The following is a 20,873-nucleotide window of genomic DNA, read 5'->3' as shown; positions in this document are numbered from 1 at the left end:
ACGAAGGCTTAGACGACCGGGCTGTTGAGTTTAGGCAGGCGTTTTTGATGAGGGTCAGGTTCGTTCGCATCGAAGGAGGGGAGCCGTACTTCAAAATCTGGGGTAACGTACCAACTGCCGTGCATTGGTTGATATAATCCCGGGAGCGTGAAATGCTCATGGATCTTGAGAAAATCATCGACGTTTGCGGTTAGGATCGGCATGCGATGGGCGATCGCGACGGCAGATATCATGAGGTCATGTCCGAGCCTGTTTCCTTTTTGCCCACTTTGCACTGTCCACATGTGTCGCAGTGCTGGAACAGATGTCATTTTCGCGTAGACCGTCGCAACCGAGGCCGTCATTGCTGGGAAAGGGAAGGCCATGGCGATGAGTTCGTCGACCCAGTTGGTGATGAGAAGCGCTCTTTCTGGATCGTCGCGCACACGAAGATGGGCTCCGCGAAGAAGTTCTGCTATCACCGGGTAGCAGAGTGCGAGACGATCTATGCCGACACGCAATAGCCACGGACGCAGTCCCGGTGGCGGCTTTGCCCGCCCCATCAGGCTGACGATATCCGTATCCAGCAAAAGAACGGGTTCGTTCTGCACGGCAGAATCCTGTGGTCAGTCTTGAAAAATTTCGGTCATGATCCAATTCGTTCGATACACTCATTACGCAGTAGGTTGCCCGAGAGAGGCTAGATGACGCATAACTCTGATTGGCAGAGACACGAGGCGGAGGCCCGCATCCAGGAGGTTCTGGAAGCGGCTAAGGCGCGCGGCACTCAGAGATTGATCGACACCGACGGCAGATTTGACGTGACGTTCGTACCAGGAAAGAAGACACTTGAAGAGTTGTTCTCTCGCCCCGGTCCGCTTCCTGACGATAGCGATCCCAATCCCTGATCGAGATTTCTGCAACTACGGTAAAAAAACGTAACCGGCGACGGACAATCAAACAAGATTGATTGTGTCGATTTTCGACACAATCCAGCTACAGCACTGATCGATATAACGGAATCGTTCTGCTCGTTCGAGCCAAGAGAGCCGTTAGTACCCTTTTTTCACATCAAAAAAACGATCTCGAATTCGAGGCCGCAAATCCACGCACAACGCGGCAACGATTTACTATTGACGGCAGCAGCCTTGTTCACTAAATGTTCCGGTATGAGGCAGACGTTTTTGCCTACCTTTCGAATACGCTGACAGATTTTCGGGGCCGTGCACCCGAGGTCGCTGTCCTATTGTTCGGTGAAGAGGCCGTCATGATGACCGGTACCGCTCATTATGCAGATGATATTGGTTGCATCTCTTCATGCTATCGGCCGCGTTCTCCCCATGGCACGCTTCAACGCGTCGTGGGTCCGGTCTGCCGCCCTCGAGTAGCACGGGGCTATGCTTTCTTGCTCGAACTCGAGGCCACCGCCTTTTCATCCCGATGCGTAATGCAGCCGATCCCCATGAGGATCGGCACCGAGGAACATCAAGCTGCAAACCTAGATGACCTCCAATGCCGTAGAAACGCGTCTGCTAGGCCTTCGGTTATGAAACACATCTCCACCCACCGCAGAGATATACGAATAGGTTGACGGATCGCGGGGCCGATCCCGCAGCCAACGTGTTCCCTTCTTGGTTGGAGACATGGTCATGACGACCTCTCGTGCCCGTATCGCAAGTGGTAAGCTCAGCGATTTCCGTAAAATCTATCGTCCTTTTCCTCCGTATTCGACTTTGAAATGCCTCGGAGAACCCTTGTTCCGAGACAAGCACTCCCGTCAATATGCGTGTCTTCTTGACCTCGATCCTGAAGTCATCACATGGAAGTGCATGCCGCAGGCCATCGTCAACGACAGCAATTCCGTTCGGCCGCAATGGTGGCACGTTGATTTTGCAGTCGAGACCTCTGACGAAGCGCTGCTCGTGAACATTTGGCAGACTGCAAAGGGCGGGCCGGGCTGGCTTTCCGGAGTAGCAGACCGAATGGGCTACCGGCTTCAACATGTCTCCATGCTGGACCTAGACCCTGTCCGCTTGCAGAACGCCGTGGATCTCATGCGATACGTTGGATGCGAAGTTCCATTAGGTGACAGAGTTCGCATTCTTGCCGCACTCGACGAAGCAGGCACCCTCACGTTGGCCGAAACTTTGTCCGTGATGCGCGAGAGCAGGCCGATGCATTCGGTCGCATCGCTGATCCTCTCCGGGGTATTGGAAGTCGATCTTTCTGAAGCCCTTCTCGGGCCGGACAGCGTTGTCCGCCGAGCATCTAAGTGAGGGTGCTCTCATGCCCAAGACAGCAGTCCAGCGTTCAGAGACGCTAGAAACGACCACCTATGCCCACGCCATCAAAGTCGCACTTCGGCGGTGTGGTCTCTTTCTAAAAAAGGGTTCTGACCGCGACCGTGTAGTGGCGATCGTATTTCCTCCAGATGCTGTGTTCGAGAGCTACGAAGTTGCTCTAGGCAAGGTTCTGACGCAATCCGGCCTCGCTCAGCGATACGCGATCACTCGGATCGTACTCAATAAGCGCGGCCAAACTTTTGCTGCAGACGCGGTACTTGAAGTATCAAGAGGCGAGGGTGTCATCGTTATCGTCGAGCACGGCGCGGTCATTCCTCAGGAGGTTCTTGTGGCCGTTGACGGTGTAGTTGCGGTTGGTGGGATTAAACCCTTTCATCTCGTCGCTGCTGCGAAAGAAGTGTGGGGTGCGGAAGTTCCGCTGGAAGCTGCTCGGGCACTTTGCGCTCATTCTCCCAAACTGGTTTTTTTAGCGATGAGGCGTGGTCGCCCGATCGATGTAGTTCTCCGTAAGCTCGCTCAACCCGAGGGTCCGGCAAAGGGGAGGTGGGAACCGCACATCGAAGACCTTGAGGGATACGGACCTGCAAAGGCCTGGGCGCTAGACATGGTTCAAGATCTGGCAGCTTGGAAGAAAGGTCAAATCTCTTGGCGGGACGTTGATGCCGGGCTTCTTCTTTCCGGGCCACCGGGGACCGGTAAGACGTTGTTCGCGAGCGCGCTGGCGCGATCATGCGGCGCGACCTTTATTCCAGCATCATGCGCCAAATGGCAGTCGAAAGGGCACCTCGGGGATATGCTCGGTGCTATGCGGGCATCTTTCAAAGATGCGCTCGATCAAGCTCCAACTGTGCTCCTCATTGATGAAATCGACTCAATCGGCGATCGGGCGACATTCCGAGGCGATAATGCCGGCTATTCGATGCAAGTCGTGAATGCTTTGCTGGAACTGCTCGACGGTGCCGAAAGCCGTGAGGGAGTCGTCGTAATCGCAGCAACAAACAATCCTGCGCATGTTGATCCCGCTCTTCGAAGACCTGGCCGCCTCGACCGTCAGATCGTGCTCGAACTCCCTGACAGAGCAGCACGCGCAAAAATTCTAGCAACTCATCTCGGAGATCGCATTCCACGCGAGGAATTGAAGGACATCTCGGTCGCCCTTAGTGGGTATTCTGGAGCGCATATCGAGCAACTTGCCCGAAGTGCCAAACGGATTGCGCGACGGGCGGGTAGGGATGTGCAACTCAAAGATCTGCTTGAGCTCGTTCCGCCGACGCTTCCTTTACAAGGCGATGCACTGCGCTCCGTTTGCGTTCATGAGGCCGGGCACGCGCTGGTGGGTATGGTTCTGGAGGTTGGTACATTAGATATGATCGTCGTGGCCCGAGATTCTGGTCAATATGAGGACTCCTATGGTCACGTACAGTGGACAAGACCGAAAGTTCATAATCGAAACCGTCAATCATATCTCAATGAAATCGCCATGTTGCTCGGGGGAATGGCAGCGGAGCGTGTCCACCTCGGAACTGAATATGATGGGTCCGGAGGAGGCTTAGGCTCCGATCTGCAACAGGCCGTTGATCTCGCGACGCGGATGCTCTCCAACCTCGGACTTGAAGCTCTGCAGTTTCATCACGCGACGACATCTATGGAGCTAGACGAACTGCGGAGGTCCGATTCGGTAATTCGGCGACGTGTCGAGCGGCTTCTGAGGGAGCAGCTCGAGCGTGCTGAGCAAATCGTGAGGGAGCGGCGCAATCTGATGGAGGCCCTCGTGGCCATCCTGAAGGATCGGGAGGTCATTTTAGGAACAGAAGTGATGAAACTATTCCGAGATAATCCAGGTAGTGGATCGGCGGCCTGACTGTGAGTTCTACCGAGTGTGAGAAGAGCATGACATAGCGGCGTTTTTCCTTCCTAAGTCATCTGTATCCCCCTAGGCATTCTTTTTTAGACGCTGACGGTGACGGCTTCGTAAAATGCTTTGTCGGCCGTCGTGCTGAATGGTGCGCCAGCAATCCATCGTTCTTCCGTACGGCTACTTTTGGCCCAAACCGGTCATTAGCTAGAAATGCAGCTCGCTTTTTTGCACCGCCTAAGCTGTTGGAATTGCAAGTTTTAAAATTGGTGAATAAATCTTGATTTCTGCACATTCGGGAGAGGCTCGGTCAAAAAATACCTCAGATGGAATGCGGGGATAATTATGAGATTCTATCATTGGTTGGAGCTTGTTGGTAAGGCGCTTGTGTTGATTGCGGTGGGCGGCCAGCTTAGTATTTTGGCGGCTGCGCAAAGTCTTTCGAACATCGTAGAAGCGGCTGCGGTTCATACAAAGCTAGACAAAATTTGGTATAAACTTAATTACGATCAAGCTTCCGGTTCAGAAGATGTGTATCACCTGAAAAATATACCGTGGAGTTGGTGGGATTTGAAAAGCTGGGGCCATTCCCTTTTTCATGAAGCTTACGGGAATATTTACTTTTGGCTAAGCCTGCTCTTCGTCGTAGGATCGGTCTTAACTCTGATCTCGCGATACTTCGAAATCAAGGCTTCACCGAACAGCCAAAGCTCGTAGCCGGTCAGATTGTATGGGGCCAGTTGTCTGATCGATGACCGCAATTGGCGCGGACCGGAAGACGGCCTACGGCTCGGAGCGGTCATGGGAAGCAGAATGCCAGGATGGCAGCTTGCGCCCTCGCGTCGGTCATTGTGTCGATCGTGTCGACCTCCTATAAGCGGACAACTGCTAGGCTGACCGGCTTTCTCAAACGTTCAATATTTCGCATTTTGGTGCGGCGATTGAACCACCCTAATGAAGCACCAACAATACTGAGTTTTGCAACGGCATCTACCATTTGCGGTCACGTTCCACGACCTGCTCTTTCGAGCGATCACATTGAATCTAGACACCTTTTCCGTTTAAGTCTACCAACACACTATAGAACGGATTGCTCAACAGGATTGTCAGATGGCGACCTCGCCCAAATTGAATTTTATCTCACTGGCGCATGGCGAGGCAATTCCGACGGATTTAAAAGACACATTCGTGATCCGGAGCGACGACTGGGACGACTACGGTAGCAAAGTACGCTTCGATCTTCTCTGGTTTGATGAAGAAGGGAAGCGGACTATATTTGGCAAGACCAAAGTCCTCCAAGGATCCGAGGGGAAGGCCGGTTGGATCGTTGAGAGCCGTACTATCCCTCCGACTCACTTCAGTGCTGATATTGAATCCGGCTTCATCTCATTAGGCCAATCCGCGGCGTACTATGGTCGAATGTATGAAACCTTTGGCGAAGACGCGCAAAAGGTGTTGACCGCGTTGCGCGACATCGCAGTCATGCCCGGCCTTGCGGGCCAGTTCGAAACGTCGACCGTCTTTCGCAATGGCATGATGCGAGAGAATGCAGCGTGGAGAGCGCGGCAGTTTGGTGGCGCATGGTCGCGAGGAGAAGAGCCAGCCGAGACGCCGTCGTTTATTTATAAGTGCAGCATCTCCGACGATGAACAACCATTTCAGATCGAATTCGACTTTTCCGCGAGCGATATCCTTCCTGGCCGGGTTGTTGGCATCATTGGCCGCAATGCCGTGGGAAAGACGCGGTTCTTGGCGCAGCTAAGTACCGACCTTACGCAGGCGCGGAGAGTCTCTGCGGCAAACGTTAAGGAGCGGAAGAGTCGATTTCCGATCAGCCAGCCTCTTTTCACACGAATATTGGCAGTATCATACAGCGCATTCGATCGATTTCGGCGACCAGAAGCCCACGCTGAGAGTAGTTACATTTATTGTGGGATCCGTGACGAAAAAGGTAACCTTTCTCAGACTGGGCTACAACGCACGTTCCGCCTCAACAAAATGCGAGTTCGAGATCTGAACCGGGATGGCGATTGGGTTGAATATATCACCCAAATCCTGGGAGACATGAATGAATTCACCGAAGCGGATTTACGACGCGAGATAGAAAGTAATCTTGAAGAAAGTGAAATGCTTGCGCGACTGAGCTCCGGCCAGGCGATCCTATGTCATTTTGTCACGGCTTTGCTTGCATGGCTACAACCCGAAAGTCTTGTTCTATTCGATGAACCGGAGACACATCTCCACCCAAATGCCGTCGCCAATCTCTTTGTAGTTCTGACCCACATCCTTCGACACCATAAATCCTATGCGGTTGTGGCCACCCACTCGCCCGTTGTGATCCAAGAAATACCCTCGAAGAGGGTCGTGGTGTTTACGCGAGAGAGAGGCGTGACGGATGCGGCGGCGCTTCAATTTGAGAGCTTTGGCGAGAGCGTGGCTGAACTGACCGAGCATGTCTTCAAGACGCAAGAAGCAGAGAGCCTCTATCGAGAAGTCCTCAACAGGATAGCAAAGGCGATGACCTTGGAAGAGGCGCTCGACCTGTTCACCAATCGCCTTAGTATGAACGCCAAGTCTTACCTGCTTGCGCGCTACGCCCGAGATGCCAAGCAATGAAGAGCCTTATACCCGTTAGCACTCCACCGGATTACATCGACATCTTCGAGGATATCAGGGACAATAAAAAAAAGGCGGCAATGGCCGTGCTGGTTGGCGCGCAAGCCGCCATTCGCAGTCGCTTTGTCTATTATGAGATTTGTTTTGCAGCGAACACGCTGCAATCCATGCCCGCATCAACGCTTACGAACATTCGGACGGAATTGCGGTCCTGCTATGGTCCCAACAAAGGGATGAAAGCTCTCAAGCAGGCAATCAAAAACGCGCAGCCAACGAGTCGGCTTCTATGGTGTCCCTATTGTGGTGCGACCACGCCAGGAAGTTACGATCATTACCTGCCAGCGGAGAGATTCCCGGAATTTTCGGCGCATGCTCTCAATTTGGTCCCATCTTGTACCCGATGCAACTCCATTAAGGATGATGATTGGCTTCATGCTGGAGCCAGGCAATATCTCCATTTCTACCGCGATGCGATACCGGCTGTCCCGTTTCTTACAGTCGCCATAACTTCTAACGCAACTGCCCAAGCAATTGGGGCGACCTTCGCCGTTCAGCAGGCGGGAATGACCGCTGAATCGTGGGCTCTCATAGAGGCCCATTTTCGAAGGCTTAAGCTAATCGAACTTTACGACTCCTATTCAAACGACCTGATCAATACGGCGCTTAGAAGCGCCCGCTCACATATCAATGCTGGAGGTCCCTGCGCCGCAGCCTTTCTCACTAATGAGGCAAACGAAAATGCCGTTCTCTACGGAGATTATGGTTGGCGCGCTGTCCTACTGCGCGAGATGAGCATCCATCCGGACCTCAGTCAGTGGATTGCATGGCTCTAAGCCATTCTGTTGCGCCTTGCGCAAGCGAGTACGGTATTTCAGACGGTGATACTGTTTCTATATCCAGTTGGGGAACGTCTTTCCAAGTCGCAAATCAACCATCAGGCCAATACCTTGGAAGGTGACGGTACACGATCTGCAGCAAGAGGGGGAGGTAACATGATCGTCCTTCCGATTGCTTCAGGCCAGAGCGTTGTCTCGTAATCGAACTAAATATGTCCAATACCGGATAAGAGAGTACGGAGTCGAACTATTCCGCTGGCTGGAAGAGGGGGCCTATTTCTACGTTTGTTGTGATGCGAGCCGTATGGCTAAGGATGTCGATTCAGTGCTGCGGGAAGTAATTTCATCCCATGGCAAGATGAGCAACAGTGGAGTTGAGGATTACGTAAAGACACTTTTGGCGACCAAACGATATGTCCGCGATGTCTACTGACGGGAGATGAAAAAAGCATGATCCGGTTGGATTTTGGCCGGTGACTGTCCTAATGGCGATTTGTCCATCTATCCCAACTGTCCAGTCTAAAGTGGGGAGAATTCAGCATGCCATCGATGGAACTCGGCAGTGGAGATCTTACGCTATGACGTGAAACTGGCGGTGCACTTTTAGCTAGTAAAATTTCCGTGTATTCAGTAGAGATTGAATCCAAGTTCTGTTACCCCTTTCCAGCTTGGGGGATTTTTTATCGATGCAGAATGACTGAAAGTGCTCATTTTTCCGTAAATACTAGGCTCACCCGCCTTCTTGGCGAAACCTATCGATCCAGTGAAGCTGCCCTTAAAGAGTTGGTGGATAACGCTTGGGATGCTGATGCGCGCCATGTCTGGGTGACATTGCCAACACTTCTAACCGGAGATGCAATCGTAATCCGCGACGACGGCTCAGGCATGACGGCTTCAGAGATGCGTGGCGAATACCTGAATATCGCCAGCGATAAGCGAACTCGTTCAGGTGAGCGAACTCCTAAGTACAATCGAAAGATCAAAGGACGTAAAGGGATAGGCAAATTTGCGGGCTTGATCTTGGCTGGCCGTATGGAAGTGAGCGCCATTGCGCGAAACCGTGCATGCACCCTTGTCATCGACAAAAAAGAACTGCTCGAAAATCAAAATGACCTTGAAGCCGTACCACTGCCATTCATCGAAGCAGATGCGAACGGCAAGGATGGCGGCACGGAAATTACGTTATCCGAACTGGATTCTCGACTCAATTTTCCAACTCCTGATCGGCTCAGAGAAGTGCTTATTCACGAATATGGCCGGGAGGACAGCTTCAAGGTTTTTGTTGATGGAGTTCAACTGTCCGTAGAGGACGTGCCGGGGGTAACCAAGCGAACGGAAAGCAACCTGCCAGAAGCCGGCAATGTTGCGCTGCACTTTACCATCGCGGACGGTAAGAGGCTTCCTAAAGCACCTGGCATTGTCCTCAAGGTTGACGGAAAGGTTGTCGGGAAGCCGATGATGTTTGGTTTGGACGATGACGAGGAAATCCCGCAGAGCCTGGTGCGGCGGGTATATGGTGAAGTCGAACTTACCGGAGGCGACGATTTCGTTACCGCCGATTGGGGTGGTGTTATTGAAAATAGCAAGGGATTTCAGGCGACAAGAGATTATGTTCAATCTGTCGTCAAAGAAAGCCTCAGAGAAACCCACGCGCGCGACATGACGCTTCAAAAGGCGCGCTTGCAGAGAAAAATTAACCAGAGGCTACAAGGACTTCCAGAATATCGTCGCCGTTTCGCTCAGGAAACGATCTCACGAATCCTTCAGCGTTTCTACGGGGAGAGCGACGAGCGCATTGCCGTAGTGGTCGACGTTACCCTCGATGCTATTGAGCATGATGTTTACTGGACAGTCTTACAGGAGATAAATGCTTCCAGCCACGGTGATGTTGCGACGTTTGCGGAATCCCTCGAGCGGTTCGGGCTCGTAGAACTAGCGGGAATTTCGCAGCAGGCAACACGCCGGCTTGAATTCCTCGAGCATCTTCAGCGCCTTGTGGAAAATCCTAAAACCCTCGAGAAAGACGTTCACACCGCGCTTGAGAAGAATCTCTGGGTTCTTGGACGCCACTATTCGATGATGTCGTCAAACACGACTCTCAAGCGGATGATCGAAACGTATTGTCAGCAAAGCTTTGCTGGCCTCAGATCCGCCCAGCGCCCGGATCTCTTGTTGTCGCAGGACTACCGCGACAGCTTCCTGCTTATTGAATTCAAACGCCCTTCTCATCCGATTTCTCGGGAAGATATTGCACAGGCTGAGCAGTATCGGGATGACCTTTATACGAAGCTCTCGTCGAGCAGTCGTATGGAGATACTTATGGTCGGCAAAGGCCGAGCGACGACGTTGAACACTCAGCATATGAATGAATCCATCGCCATCAAGTCCTACGAGGCTCTTATTTCCGCCGCCCGTACTGAATTGAACTGGCTCATATCGTCTCTTTCCTGATCGAAGACATGGCAGCGAAACTCATTGAACAGATCGCCAAGACAGCCCAGAATTGCGTTCAGCAGAACCCGGTGATTGTCTTGGGAAGCGGAGCGTCCGCATCCTACGGCCTGCGTGGAATGGGTCCGTTGGCCAAGCACCTCCTCGATACTGTCGACGCGTCTCCTGGCGAGGAAGAAGACGCATGGCTCCTTGTGCGAACCGCTCTTTCTCAAGACGAAGGTCTTGAAGAAGCATTGCTGAAGAACTCGGTACCCACGTCCCTCGTGGCGAAGATTATAAACCGTACATGGGAGGCCATTGCCGCTGATGATTTGAGCTTGTTGTACAGAGCAAGCCGTCGGGAAACTGAATTTGCCTTGTCGAGATTGCTACAAGGCCTATTCCGTAGCACGCAAAAGGTCCTCTCGATTGTCACGACGAATTATGACCGCGTGGCAGAATATTCCGTCGATCTTGCGGGCTACATGCATGAAACTGGTTTTTCAACGGGGTTGATACGTTCTCGCCAGCAGAGTGCTTTTGTGCCCTTTCTAGGTACTCAGGAGATCCGCAGAGTCCGAATTTGGAAGGTTCATGGCTCTGTCGACTGGTTTTCAGACAAAGAGGATGTGCCGGTATGTCTCCCTCTGACACCGACGGTCCCCGAAGGATTCAGTCCTTTGATAGTGACACCCGGAATGAGCAAATACGAACGTACGCACGATGAACCATTTCGTTCGGCTATTCAGGGCGCGGATGCCGCGATCGCTGGTGCAAATGCGATTCTTTGCGTTGGATACGGATTCCGAGACAGGCACATTCAGCCAAAAATCATTGAACGTTGCCGTGGCGGCAACGTACCAATCATTGTGCTCGCTCGAACCTTGACTCCGGAAGCCCACGAATTTCTGCACAAGAGCGGCGGGCGTTCGTGGCTTGCCATGCAGATGCACGAGGGGAACACACGCGTGTTTTCTCCAGAGCATCCCGACGGAGCCGACCTCGATGGGGACGTGTGGTCTCTTGATAGTTTCAATCGGTTAGTCTTCTAAAAGGAAAAGAAGATGGCAATTTTCGACTATGCCGACGGCGAAGCGCTTGGCAGGATCATTTCAGTCGATTCCAGCAACGTCGTTGTACGAGTTGACGACTTGGAACGCCTCAAGAGGATACAAGTGAACAGACTGGCTGTTCTGCAAAGCAGCCGACCGGGACAGCACTTGGTAGGGGTGGTTGCCCGGATCACGCGAAAAGCTCCGAGTGTGCCTGTTGCAATCGACGCAGATGAAGATCCCTTTGACTTACCTGAGAATAATCTTGTTCGAGTAAGCCTGATCGGCACCTTGCTTGACCGTGACGGAACGCGCGAAAATGTATTCAGACGCACTCTTGAGACTGTTCCCGAAATAGATGCAAATTGCTTTTCCCTCGAAGGCCCTCGGCTTACATCCTTTATGCAAGTGGTTTCTAACGTTGATGCCGATGGCCCGCGTTTGGAGCTTGGATCTTACACACTTGATGAAGGTGCTGCTGCTTATCTGAACGGAAATAGGCTGTTCCAGCGTCATGCGGTCGTGGTCGGAAGCACGGGTTCGGGCAAGTCTTTCACGACAGCTCGTCTTCTCGATCAAATTGCAGCCTTGCCGCTCGCAAATGCTATCCTTTTCGATATCCATGGTGAGTACGACACTCTGCAGGGCGATGAGTTTCGACATCTACGCATTGCCGGGCCAGCCGATCTGGACCAAGGACGAGGACTAGCGGACGGAGTTCTCTATCTGCCTTACTGGTTACTCGGATATGAGGCTATGGTCTCTTTGTTCGTCGATCGTACGGACCAGAATGCTCCCAACCAGGCAATGGTCATGTCGAGCTCTATAACAACGTCGAAAAGAGCTTTTCTGGAAGAGGGCGCCCATGGTGACATTCTGGCAAATTTCACCGTGGATAGCCCCGTACCATTCGACATAGACAGTGTTCTAGATGAATTGAAGCGCCTGGATACAGAGAGAGTTCCGGGAGCAAAAGTTGGTACAGATAAAGCTGGTGACTTCAATGGAAAACTTAGCCGCTTGATTGCTCGATTTGAAGCGAAGCGTGAAGATCGCCGCTTGGGCTTCCTCTTTCAGCCACACGTCGAGTGTATGGAGATGAATTGGCTTGTCCAAATGGCTCATTCTTTGGTCGGTGGCCGAACCGATCAAGAGGATGGTCTTGGGGGAATCAAGATTATTGATTTCTCCGAGGTACCATCGGACATCTTGCCGTTGATGGTCAGCCTCCTTGCCCGACTAATCTTCAACATCGCTCAATGGACACCTGCCGACCGAAGACATCCTGTCGCACTGTTCTGCGATGAAGCTCATCTTTACATTCCAGAGCATTCAAAACGGGATTCCGTCGATGATATTTCGGTAGGAATATTCGAACGAATTGCGAAGGAAGGCCGAAAGTACGGGGTCGGACTGGTTGTGATCAGTCAGCGTCCTGCCGAGGTGAACAGGACCGTTCTCAGCCAGTGCAATAACGTCATTGCAATGCGGTTGACCAACGGTGACGATCAAGCGGTTATTAGGCGTTTGCTTCCCGACAGTCTCGGTGGTTTCGGTGACTTGCTCCCGGTGCTTGATATTGGCGAAGCTCTTGTGGTCGGAGATGCCAGTCTTTTGCCAAGTCGTGTGAGAGTTGCGCAGCCACGCTTTTGGCCGAACAGCGCGACAGTGGAATTTTGGACGAGGTGGGCACAAGGGCCATCGAATATCGATACCGCAAGTTCAATTTCTGCCTGGAGGCGACAAAGCGCACGGTAGAATACGCCGCACTTCCTACGGCCGACCTATCAAGAAAAGGTTTGGTGGTAACTGTCACATGATGGCGGGAATGCGTATGGTGAAGGGACTGGGGGCCGCGGATGCCACCAGGCAGTGGCCGCCCGCATGAATAGGGACTTTGATAGAGTCGATGCTGCGTGGTGGCTCGGGCGTGCTCGCAGCGGCTCTTGTCCATTTTGCAGAAACGGATGGGTCGCGGTCGGCCTGAAACTCGACCGCCGGGATGCCTAATGGGCAATAAAGTCCCTGCGGGATGGACCTCTCCCATTGTTGGCGGCCGCCCCGAGGTTGAGGAACGGACGATAACCGAATAGCAGGAGCCTGAAGCAGCACTGCGCCAGATGACCGGCCATTTGGGGGATTCGGTCGGGCATCTGGGACTGGCGTTTAAGGGCCTTTTGCTGGCGCCCCTGCCTGTCCCAAGATCGATCAAAGGACCGATTCCGGCACACCCGTTAAGGGCCAAGTAAGGATTGGCTCAAATGCGATCAATCAATGATTTCATGTCGATGAGCGGTTCTCTTAACCGGAATGAAAAAGGATGGCTGTGATATTCGCTGGCAGGACACCGATTTCTCCGCGCAGTACGCCGAAGATAGTGGCCTTGCGGTCGGCCAAGCTAGCGTAATTTATTTACTTGACTCACGTATCGGCAATTCCAGCTAAAAATCCAAGTCTGCTTCCAGTTTCCATTCACCGTCATCGACGATTTGCGCTGAGAGTCTCTGCATGACACATAGCATTTCCACAAGGATTACACCGTCGACAGGCCGGGCATGCATCGTGGGTCGACGCACTGCTACGAGTCGCTGCATATCGAGGTTGAACGTGTCGCGATTGATGAATACATCGCCGAATACATCGTCCCAGTTTCCTTTACTCAGGATAAGAGTGTTCAGTTCTCCAAGATCCGTGAATTCGATCAACGGCAGGAACTTCTCACCACGCTCCATAGCTGCCTTGCGGGCAGCCTTAGCCTTCCCAACGAGGTTCGAAGCTCGATGTTTGAACCATTCTGGTCCAAATTTTCCCTCCATCTTTTGCGCGATGTATGCTCTCATTTTTTGCTCGAACACTGAAATGGCCGCGAAGGCATCACCACGTGTTGTGTGAGATCTAACCGTCATGGAGACTTCACCCACAGAAACAAGCGCGACAGCTTCGTCATCAGAGCGCATACCCGTAGTGAGGCCGCTCTCGATCATGATTTCCAATGCCACACTTGGTGTGGCGTGGATTAGGCCATCATCGACACTGGCTTCTTCGTAGGTCCTAGTCCGCTCTCGTGGGTCGTTCCAAAAACTTCTAGGCAATCCGGCGTGAACGCGCCATTCGCCGAATAGTTGTTTGTAGGCATCGCTACGAAGCGGTGATTGCGGTGTTGAGATTGCTCCGATTCCGGCCAGAACCGACATTTTGATGCGTGTCGAAGCGAACTCGTCAGTGAATGTCGCGCCGAGGCCCAGGAGCGAACTCATTCTGTCATCAATGATTGATGTTTGTAGGGCGCGCAATGAGGTGCGCATCTCTTCAACTGCGTCACTCAAGGAGCTGCGGATCCCGGACCCAATAATGTCTCCAGAGATCGATGTCATCCACTGGTTGGTGCGGGTCACGTTTCCAAGCGTGCTGGAAAGCGCATGAATAATGGAGTTTTGTTGCTTCCTGTTCCGCTCCTCCATTTCTCTTAACGCTGAAACTATTCCCCTTGTGGGTGAAAACGTTTCGTCCATCGCCCGGCGGGCATTGGCTATTGCTTCGGAAAGTGCACTGTTGATCGTCAACGGCTTTAGTCCCGCAAGTGCGGATGCCGTTGCGTGGGAGATTCCGATATGGCTGGCAGACAAACCTGCAAAACCGTTCGCGTAGTTAGTAAGAAGGCCTGCCGTATCCAATCTGTTGTATAGGCCATTCAATGGTTCAAACGATTTGCGAGCCTTTTCTAATTCCTCGAACAAGCCGTGAATTTGAGTGGACGGTCGCAGAGAACCCATTGCCGCAGCTATCGCATGTTGTCGGGCGGCAGTTGCCGCCAATCCACGTGAGATTCGGGCACCAGGAGTTTCTAACTTGCCCTGGAGAAATTCCTCGACCGGAGATTGCGACAGCTCGTAATCGTCCGCAAGCTCGGTCAAATCGAAGCCTTTGGTAGAATCTCGATCGTGGCCAATTGGCGCCGAAGATTCTCTTTCCGCCACTTGTTCCTCAATATTCGTCTCCTCAATGCCCTCTGGCCCAAGACGCGATTCAAGGAAGCCATCCGGAGCTACATTGTTCTGTTCAGCGCTCATCCCAACACCTATTTCGTGCCAAGTAATGACACATGTCCCTTCTAACGAAATGCTCGCGGTCGAGACCCCATTAAAATCCGGAGCTTCTACCGAATGAAATCGCGGCAACGGTACTGATGGGGCTGTGAGAAGTCGATCATGAATTAGCTGTCTTGACACCAAGCTGATGGACGATTTTCCGGATTTGGTGACATACAGGCCCGAGCGACGCAGCTAAGTCCTTCGGTTCACCAGGACGGTATGAGGCTGGGGTAAGACCGTGAAGATCCGACGGAAGCACGAGCCCATCCAGCTTCGGGAAAACCAGAATACTACGTCGCCGTCCCAAGCGGCCCATGAACATACCGAGTTCAAAAAGGACGTTATCACGGATTGTCGGTCTACGATCGCCACGAGCTGTCTCGACAATGTCTTCGAACAAAGCGACCGCTACGCCAAAATCGGATTCCGCTACGGCAGTTTCCAACGATTCAAGTGGGTAACCGCCTGCCCAAAAGACACCGTTAGGCCATACTGTCGCAAGAACGTCATGCTGTAAGCCAGCCTGAATTTCATTGGCGACTGCGAGGCCTTCAACGGAAGACATGATGAACATACGCGGCTTGTCGTTCGGCGTGGCCATGTGCTTGTTGCGGTCATAAAGTCTGCGAGACAATTCTTGTGCGAGCGAGCGCCAAATCAACGGCGGAAACTTGTCCGCCAAGCCCGTGAAATTGCCGCCATTCATTTTAACGGCAACGACAGTTTCGACCGCTATCACTGAAGCCGCGCGACGTTGCGAGGGCTCAATTGCAGCCATCTCGCCAACATGATCACCGCTCTTCAGTTGCCTGACCTCTTGTCCTTTAACAACGACCGATACGTGCCCCGATACCAGGAAATATACGTCGTTGTCTTCGCCGCCTTCTTTGATGAGCACGTCTCCGGCCTTGAATTCAACAAGTTCTCCTCCCGAGGCAATTGCCTCCGCAACGTCGGAATCGCCACTGTCGAACTGGCGTTTTAAATTGCCTATTAAAGCTGCGCGGTTTTCACCCTCAAATCGTTCTTTCATAATGGCTCCCCAGCACTCTTAAATGAATATCTAATATATGGCATGTTCACTGCGCCCGACCGTCGCTGTCATGGTTTTTTCCAACTGCTCGATCTAAAAACCGTCTCGGCTTCATCCGCGAATGTGAAAGTCTTGGCTTCCCATATATCCTTACCGTCGTTATTGTATTTCGCTTCGTCTTTGAGCTTGTTGTACGTGCGGCTAGAGATGTAAGTGCAATATCCCCCGTCTCGAATGTCGGAAAGTTTCGCGGAAAAGCTAGCAGCTTTCCCTATCCAAATAAGATCATTGCTATTTCTAACCCCAGTTCGAACTGCTCGAACGTCGCCAACATCGATACCCGAGCAATTTCGAATCTGAATGCCGTTTTTAGAGATGGATGTGAATCGTTTCTCTGCTGCCGGCTGAATAATTTTCCGAACGCTCCAGTGGATTTCGCGACCGCAGATCGACGCGTTACTGTTTTTGGAGTCGCCGACAAAAACTCCCATCACACGATCTCCGTCGAAACTGCGTACGTTGCCACCGTGTTTGATAATCAGTCTCGTGGAGCAATCCAGGAATGCGCGTATTATCTTGGCTGTTGTTGACCAAGGGCATGTTTTTGACAGCAATGCTGAACCTGCAAGGTCTGAGTAAAGGAAGGCAGCATCGATTTTCACTGCTCCGTTCTTTAGGACAACATCATCTGTGGAAGGGACAATGCGCCCATCGCGTTCGTCAAATGTGGTATCGAACAGAGTATCCACACGATCTTGGAGAAATGCTTCGTCGACGGCCATTTTCAGGTGAATCCCGGTTGGTAGTTCATATGCAGTGTTGGTTGGCGGGCTGTGCTAGGAAAAAGTCTGCCAGTAAACGGTGGACCAAATTTCGTCGTTGTTGTGCTGGGTCCATTGCCATTTCTTCCAGATGTTTTCCCTTTGAGGGCCAAGCATCTGAGGATCTTTCAGACGTTCATAAACACGTTTCGTAATGTAGGTTGGTTGATCGGCACTAAGTGCAGTCAACTTTGCCGCCAAATTTGCAGCATTGCCGATCCAGACGATATCGTTGTCTCCGCGAACACCAGTACGCGCCGCTCTGATTGACGACGTGTCGATCCCGACAACATGACGAATTTTAAAATCGCCAGTCCAATTTTTGGCCAGCACTGGCTGGAGGTAATTTTTGACGGCGTAGTTGATCTTTAAAGCGCAGGAAACCGCGTCGTTTGCCTGAGTGGCCGATATGAAAATTCCCATTACTCTGTCTCCGTCGTAGGAAACGATGGAACCACCCATGGTCCTGATCAGACGAGATGTCGTGTAAAGGAATGACTTGTAGACCTGCCCGGAAAACTCCCATCGCTTGTTTTCGACGAGATCGGTTGAGCCGTCGAGATCTGCGTAGAGAACGGTTGCACGTTCAAAATACACTGCGTCATTTGAATGCTTCAGGTCTTCAGGAGATGGTACCGTTCTGCCATCTCGCACCGCCCACTTCGTCGAAAACGTTGCTTTGGCATTGCCTATTATGTCATCCGCAATTGTCATTTTCAGTTCTCGCAATGCAATTGATCGATTGCCCAATGGATGGATGAAACCAGTGGGGGAACGGCCATGATACCGAAGGCACACAACACCAACGATCCGGCCCAGTTGAACGCCTTGAATTTCCTCTGTGCTATTTTCGCATGAATTGCTGTTTGAACAGCGAGATCATGGAGATAGGTGGCCGTAGCTGATTCATTTTCCATGGGCATATACAGATCGGCTGCCATATCGGGATAGTTCTTGGTGCCAGCCGTTGCTATGTCACCGAAATACAATAGGTTTTTGTAGTCGTCCTCACGCTTGTGCATCTGATCGAGGAATTTTGGCATCAACGATTTCAAATTTATGATGGCGGCCACGAACAAAAGAAGAAGAGCAATCTTGAATGCAGGCGTATATCCATCCGGAAGCACAGAATTCGACCTCAAGATCGTGATGATCGCACCCATCCAAACCGAACAAAATGTAAGAAGAGCAGCGTTCTTTGCTTCACCGAACTTGCTGAATTCGATCATCCGCCCATGGTTTGCGGACATTAGTTTCTCGTACGCTTCCTGCTGATCGTTCCGGGCCATAGATCACCGTGATGCTTGCGAGGATGTGGTCAAAGCGGAATCTCGCAGACTGCAGGTAAGCATTGTGCCGCAGCATTGTTCCTTCAGAAGGAGTCGCCCGATCCTGTAGAATGCCGCAGTCTTTTCCCGTCTCTGTCGTTCTTCGTTTATCAACGTCGCGACGGCCTTGGGCTTGCAACATCCCAACCGAGCGATCGCCTTTCCATTCTTCCGGCATCCAACCGGGCAGGGTAACCAGCTATTGTGGAGTCTGCCTCTTGCATTGACCTTAAGGGTTCCATCCGAGAACCAGGCTCGCTCTCCCGCCAGCATATTCATGTACTCGTTCTCGATGCCCAGTTCTTTCGCCGCCTCGAACGCCGCGATCTGGTGAGGACCTGCGTTTCCGTGAGCCAATTCTTGCTGCGGTGGCCAACGTTTGGTTCTTTCAGCTACTCGTTGGAGCTTGAGGAAACGATTCAACAAACCCCACCAAACTACCGCGTGGTCGAAGGAAATTATTCCTTTGCCCGCGTCGAATCCCAAGCAGAAGTGTTCGTCTGATTGCAGATGGCGCTCATGGCAGGTTTTAGGAAACCGTGTGCCGGGAAGTTGCTCCTGTACAGCAATCTCACCGTTGACTTCGCGGATTCGAAGGTCGACCTCAAAAATCCCAACAGCGTCTTCGATTTCGATGCTAGTTCGCCCAAGTAGTTCGGTGTCACGCGTTTCGCTCGTCCGGAACCAATCCGGCACTGCGCTGTACAAGTGAGAAAGCGGCAATCATGCTTCTCCCATACAATACGGCGCGGCGATTGCGCTGACGGATCCGCTGCTGACTGTTACTGGAGCGTTGAGATGTTCTCCCACCGATGCCGCATCCAATCCCGACGCAACGCCGTTTGTAAAAAGCCGCCTCACGGATACCGGCGCATGCGCAAGCGCGGTTGGTCCAATAGCTGTCTCTTCGCCAGAGCAATCACTCTGGAGGCTTTCGGATCTTGAAACCGCTCGGCTGACCGAACAGCGAACGCTGCGATCACCTCTGATGCCGATACGCGTGATAGGGGTCTCGCCGTACTCCAAACCGATAGCGATGCCCAAATCTTTGATGCCGTCGAGTTCTTGCTGGCAAAGTTCGAAACTTGACCGTATTCCTCCGGCGGCTTTCACCGCGGCAATGACCGTCGCGCTCTCGTTTGTGTCGTAGCTGCTGCCTATCGCTATCAGACCATGGATGCAGTCTCCGATAAACCTGACCTTGCGACCTGTGAAATCTTCGGAAAGTGTCGCTGCCAGTTCGCTCCTGATAACATGGAGGTTCGAGACCATTTCACGGATACGTTGTCCGGCAATACATTCATCGACGTATTTGGTGAAGCCAGAAACATCGCCAAATACCGACATTAAACCCATACGGATCGAGTTCGATGGCATCAACCGAGAGAAGTCGATTGTTGCCAGCGGAGGGGTGTGTCTGTGAAAGACGAAAGTTGCATCCGTTCCGACATCAAGGACAAACCTGTTACGTGCTCTGGATGCAGCTAGAGAAATTGACTCGTTGGACAACCTCTTGTTTTGCATCGCGGCTCGCTCAAACAGGCCGCTGAACTCGCTAGTCTGTTCGGAGTTATTTCGCTCGGTCTGTAGTTCATCGAGACCAAAAAGTGTTTTTAAGCCGAGATCCCTGCGAACCCTGTTCGACATGTAAACCCCGGGTTCTTCACCGTCTGCTAGCTTTGCCGCGTAGTTTGCAGGAGGACCTAGGAAATATGGCTCCCTTTCGTCTGATGTGCCGGAACTGATTGCGACAGCAGAACCACTGTCCACTCCTATTCTGATACGTGTCGAGTAGCGACCGTCCTCAGTCGTTCGGCCAACTTCTTCAATCGCTCGTTTTGTCGCGTCGGCGAAAGCGAGCGCCCGCTCAGCCCTTTCCTTGGCATTCTCTGGCCCTGGGGGCGAGACGATAACGGCATGCATCCGTGATCCATGAAAATCCACTCGCTGCGCCTCAAACTCGTCCGCCACTTGGTCGCAAGCTGCGTAGTTCAGATGAAGCATGGAAAGGACGCGTCGGTGGCTGGCCTCAGTCTCTCGGTCGCGGTCAATCATTGCATCCGCGAAGTCGAGCATCTGGATGTAAACATGAACACCGTCGACTTTGATCGCTTCATTTTGGGGCACGTTGAAAATCAACGGCTCTCTTCTCCCGCCAAGGCTTTTCCTGTGATCAAGAGTTGCGCGACGCGTGTCCAAGTAGTTCTGGTCGAACGTCATCAGGCTAATGGATGTGGCAGGCGCGGTGGAACGAAAATTCCGTATTCGCTCGAGGCTTCTGGCTCGGGACCAACTCATTACAACTTCCTTGTCATCGACTTACGGCTGATAAAGCGGAGATGCATGCTGATGGTGTGTTCGTCGGCGTGGCTACTTACGCGTTTGTTTCACCATTTGTTCCTTTGGGCATTTTCCGGGCACTTTTCAGTGCCCGGTATTCGTCTTTTGAGGGATTGGCCAGTTTTAGGTTCCCGTTTGGCCAATTCTTGGTTCAATTGGCCAGTACTTGGATTGGTTTCTCAGCGG

At 52.2% G+C, this 20,873-nt stretch carries 17 protein-coding genes; 9 read left to right on the top strand and 8 right to left on the bottom strand.

What is annotated here, in order from left to right:
- Positions 1-8: 8 nt before the first annotated feature.
- A complete protein-coding gene (locus CFBP6623_RS07505) occupies positions 9-590 on the bottom strand; it encodes a type II toxin-antitoxin system VapC family toxin (RefSeq protein WP_167379144.1) in 582 nt (193 codons plus the stop codon).
- A 93-nt stretch (positions 591-683) separates the two neighbouring features.
- Here CFBP6623_RS07505 and CFBP6623_RS07500 point away from each other — a divergent pair, with 93 nt between their 5' ends.
- The 9 genes from CFBP6623_RS07500 to CFBP6623_RS07460 all read left to right on the top strand — a co-directional run bounded on the left by CFBP6623_RS07500 (position 684) and on the right by CFBP6623_RS07460 (position 12,832).
- Positions 684-887 (top strand): hypothetical protein, encoded by a 204-nt coding sequence (locus CFBP6623_RS07500; protein WP_080842037.1) that lies wholly within the window; start codon positions 684-686, stop codon positions 885-887.
- 741 nt (positions 888-1,628) lie between these two features.
- The gene (locus CFBP6623_RS07495; RefSeq protein WP_080842038.1) at positions 1,629-2,255 is read left to right on the top strand and encodes a hypothetical protein; all 627 of its coding nucleotides are present in this window, start codon (positions 1,629-1,631) and stop codon (positions 2,253-2,255) included.
- A 10-nt stretch (positions 2,256-2,265) separates the two neighbouring features.
- On the top strand, positions 2,266-4,143 hold the full coding sequence (locus CFBP6623_RS07490; RefSeq protein ID WP_080842039.1) for an AAA family ATPase: 1,878 nt from the start codon (positions 2,266-2,268) through the stop codon (positions 4,141-4,143).
- 339 nt (positions 4,144-4,482) lie between these two features.
- On the top strand, positions 4,483-4,854 hold the full coding sequence (locus CFBP6623_RS07485; protein ID WP_080842040.1) for a hypothetical protein: 372 nt from the start codon (positions 4,483-4,485) through the stop codon (positions 4,852-4,854).
- Between the two features lie 393 nt (positions 4,855-5,247).
- Positions 5,248-6,753 (top strand): AAA family ATPase, encoded by a 1,506-nt coding sequence (locus CFBP6623_RS07480; protein ID WP_080842041.1) that lies wholly within the window; start codon positions 5,248-5,250, stop codon positions 6,751-6,753.
- Positions 6,750-7,586 (top strand): HNH endonuclease, encoded by an 837-nt coding sequence (locus tag CFBP6623_RS07475; protein WP_080842042.1) that lies wholly within the window; start codon positions 6,750-6,752, stop codon positions 7,584-7,586. Before CFBP6623_RS07480 ends, CFBP6623_RS07475 begins: the two co-directional genes overlap by 4 nt.
- 696 nt (positions 7,587-8,282) lie before the next feature.
- Complete coding sequence (locus CFBP6623_RS07470) at positions 8,283-10,040, top strand: ATP-binding protein (protein WP_080842043.1); 1,758 nt, start codon at positions 8,283-8,285, stop codon at positions 10,038-10,040.
- An 8-nt stretch (positions 10,041-10,048) separates the two neighbouring features.
- Complete coding sequence (locus CFBP6623_RS07465) at positions 10,049-11,074, top strand: SIR2 family protein (protein WP_080842044.1); 1,026 nt, start codon at positions 10,049-10,051, stop codon at positions 11,072-11,074.
- A gap of 12 nt (positions 11,075-11,086) precedes the next feature.
- The gene (locus CFBP6623_RS07460; protein ID WP_080842045.1) at positions 11,087-12,832 is read left to right on the top strand and encodes an ATP-binding protein; all 1,746 of its coding nucleotides are present in this window, start codon (positions 11,087-11,089) and stop codon (positions 12,830-12,832) included.
- 683 nt (positions 12,833-13,515) lie between these two features.
- Here CFBP6623_RS07460 and CFBP6623_RS07455 read toward each other — a convergent pair.
- The 7 genes from CFBP6623_RS07455 to CFBP6623_RS07425 all read right to left on the bottom strand — a co-directional run bounded on the left by CFBP6623_RS07455 (position 13,516) and on the right by CFBP6623_RS07425 (position 20,486).
- On the bottom strand, positions 13,516-15,144 hold the full coding sequence (locus CFBP6623_RS07455) for a hypothetical protein (RefSeq protein ID WP_080842046.1): 1,629 nt from the start codon (positions 15,142-15,144) through the stop codon (positions 13,516-13,518).
- A gap of 136 nt (positions 15,145-15,280) precedes the next feature.
- On the bottom strand, positions 15,281-16,198 hold the full coding sequence (locus CFBP6623_RS07450) for a TIR domain-containing protein (RefSeq protein WP_080842047.1): 918 nt from the start codon (positions 16,196-16,198) through the stop codon (positions 15,281-15,283).
- 68 nt (positions 16,199-16,266) lie between these two features.
- Positions 16,267-16,980, bottom strand: coding sequence for an adenylate/guanylate cyclase domain-containing protein (locus CFBP6623_RS07445; protein ID WP_080842048.1), 714 nt, complete (start codon positions 16,978-16,980; stop codon positions 16,267-16,269).
- Between the two features lie 54 nt (positions 16,981-17,034).
- Complete coding sequence (locus CFBP6623_RS07440) at positions 17,035-17,733, bottom strand: adenylate/guanylate cyclase domain-containing protein (protein ID WP_080842049.1); 699 nt, start codon at positions 17,731-17,733, stop codon at positions 17,035-17,037.
- A gap of 2 nt (positions 17,734-17,735) precedes the next feature.
- The gene (locus tag CFBP6623_RS07435) at positions 17,736-18,269 is read right to left on the bottom strand and encodes a Pycsar system effector family protein (protein WP_137002516.1); all 534 of its coding nucleotides are present in this window, start codon (positions 18,267-18,269) and stop codon (positions 17,736-17,738) included.
- 42 nt (positions 18,270-18,311) lie between these two features.
- On the bottom strand, positions 18,312-19,070 hold the full coding sequence (locus CFBP6623_RS07430; RefSeq protein WP_080842051.1) for an E2 domain-containing protein: 759 nt from the start codon (positions 19,068-19,070) through the stop codon (positions 18,312-18,314).
- Positions 19,071-20,486: an adenylate/guanylate cyclase domain-containing protein gene (locus tag CFBP6623_RS07425; RefSeq protein WP_233282615.1), complete on the bottom strand. Its 1,416-nt coding sequence runs from the start codon at positions 20,484-20,486 to the stop codon at positions 19,071-19,073. It abuts the gene before it with no gap.
- Between the last annotated feature and the right edge of the window lie 387 nt (positions 20,487-20,873).

Origin of the sequence: Agrobacterium tumefaciens (genome assembly GCF_005221385.1) — a bacterium.
Taxonomy (GTDB): Bacteria; Pseudomonadota; Alphaproteobacteria; order Rhizobiales; family Rhizobiaceae; genus Agrobacterium; species Agrobacterium tomkonis.
The sequence above is the reverse complement of the archived record's forward strand: the minus strand, read 5'-3'. Positions and strand labels throughout refer to the sequence as shown.

Bases quoted from the DNA above. Each gene is read 5' to 3' on its own strand.
- CFBP6623_RS07500 (WP_080842037.1), top strand. From the start codon at position 684: ATGACGCATAACTCTGATTGGCAGAGACACGAGGCGGAGGCCCGCATC.
- CFBP6623_RS07495 (WP_080842038.1), top strand. From the start codon at position 1,629: ATGACGACCTCTCGTGCCCGTATCGCAAGTGGTAAGCTCAGCGATTTC.
- CFBP6623_RS07490 (WP_080842039.1), top strand. From the start codon at position 2,266: ATGCCCAAGACAGCAGTCCAGCGTTCAGAGACGCTAGAAACGACCACC.
- CFBP6623_RS07485 (WP_080842040.1), top strand. From the start codon at position 4,483: ATGAGATTCTATCATTGGTTGGAGCTTGTTGGTAAGGCGCTTGTGTTG.
- CFBP6623_RS07480 (WP_080842041.1), top strand. From the start codon at position 5,248: ATGGCGACCTCGCCCAAATTGAATTTTATCTCACTGGCGCATGGCGAG.
- CFBP6623_RS07475 (WP_080842042.1), top strand. From the start codon at position 6,750: ATGAAGAGCCTTATACCCGTTAGCACTCCACCGGATTACATCGACATC.
- CFBP6623_RS07470 (WP_080842043.1), top strand. From the start codon at position 8,283: ATGACTGAAAGTGCTCATTTTTCCGTAAATACTAGGCTCACCCGCCTT.
- CFBP6623_RS07465 (WP_080842044.1), top strand. From the start codon at position 10,049: ATGGCAGCGAAACTCATTGAACAGATCGCCAAGACAGCCCAGAATTGC.
- CFBP6623_RS07460 (WP_080842045.1), top strand. From the start codon at position 11,087: ATGGCAATTTTCGACTATGCCGACGGCGAAGCGCTTGGCAGGATCATT.
- CFBP6623_RS07455 (WP_080842046.1), bottom strand. From the start codon at position 15,144: ATGAGCGCTGAACAGAACAATGTAGCTCCGGATGGCTTCCTTGAATCG.
- CFBP6623_RS07450 (WP_080842047.1), bottom strand. From the start codon at position 16,198: ATGAAAGAACGATTTGAGGGTGAAAACCGCGCAGCTTTAATAGGCAAT.
- CFBP6623_RS07445 (WP_080842048.1), bottom strand. From the start codon at position 16,980: ATGGCCGTCGACGAAGCATTTCTCCAAGATCGTGTGGATACTCTGTTC.
- CFBP6623_RS07440 (WP_080842049.1), bottom strand. From the start codon at position 17,733: ATGACAATTGCGGATGACATAATAGGCAATGCCAAAGCAACGTTTTCG.
- CFBP6623_RS07435 (WP_137002516.1), bottom strand. From the start codon at position 18,269: ATGTCCGCAAACCATGGGCGGATGATCGAATTCAGCAAGTTCGGTGAA.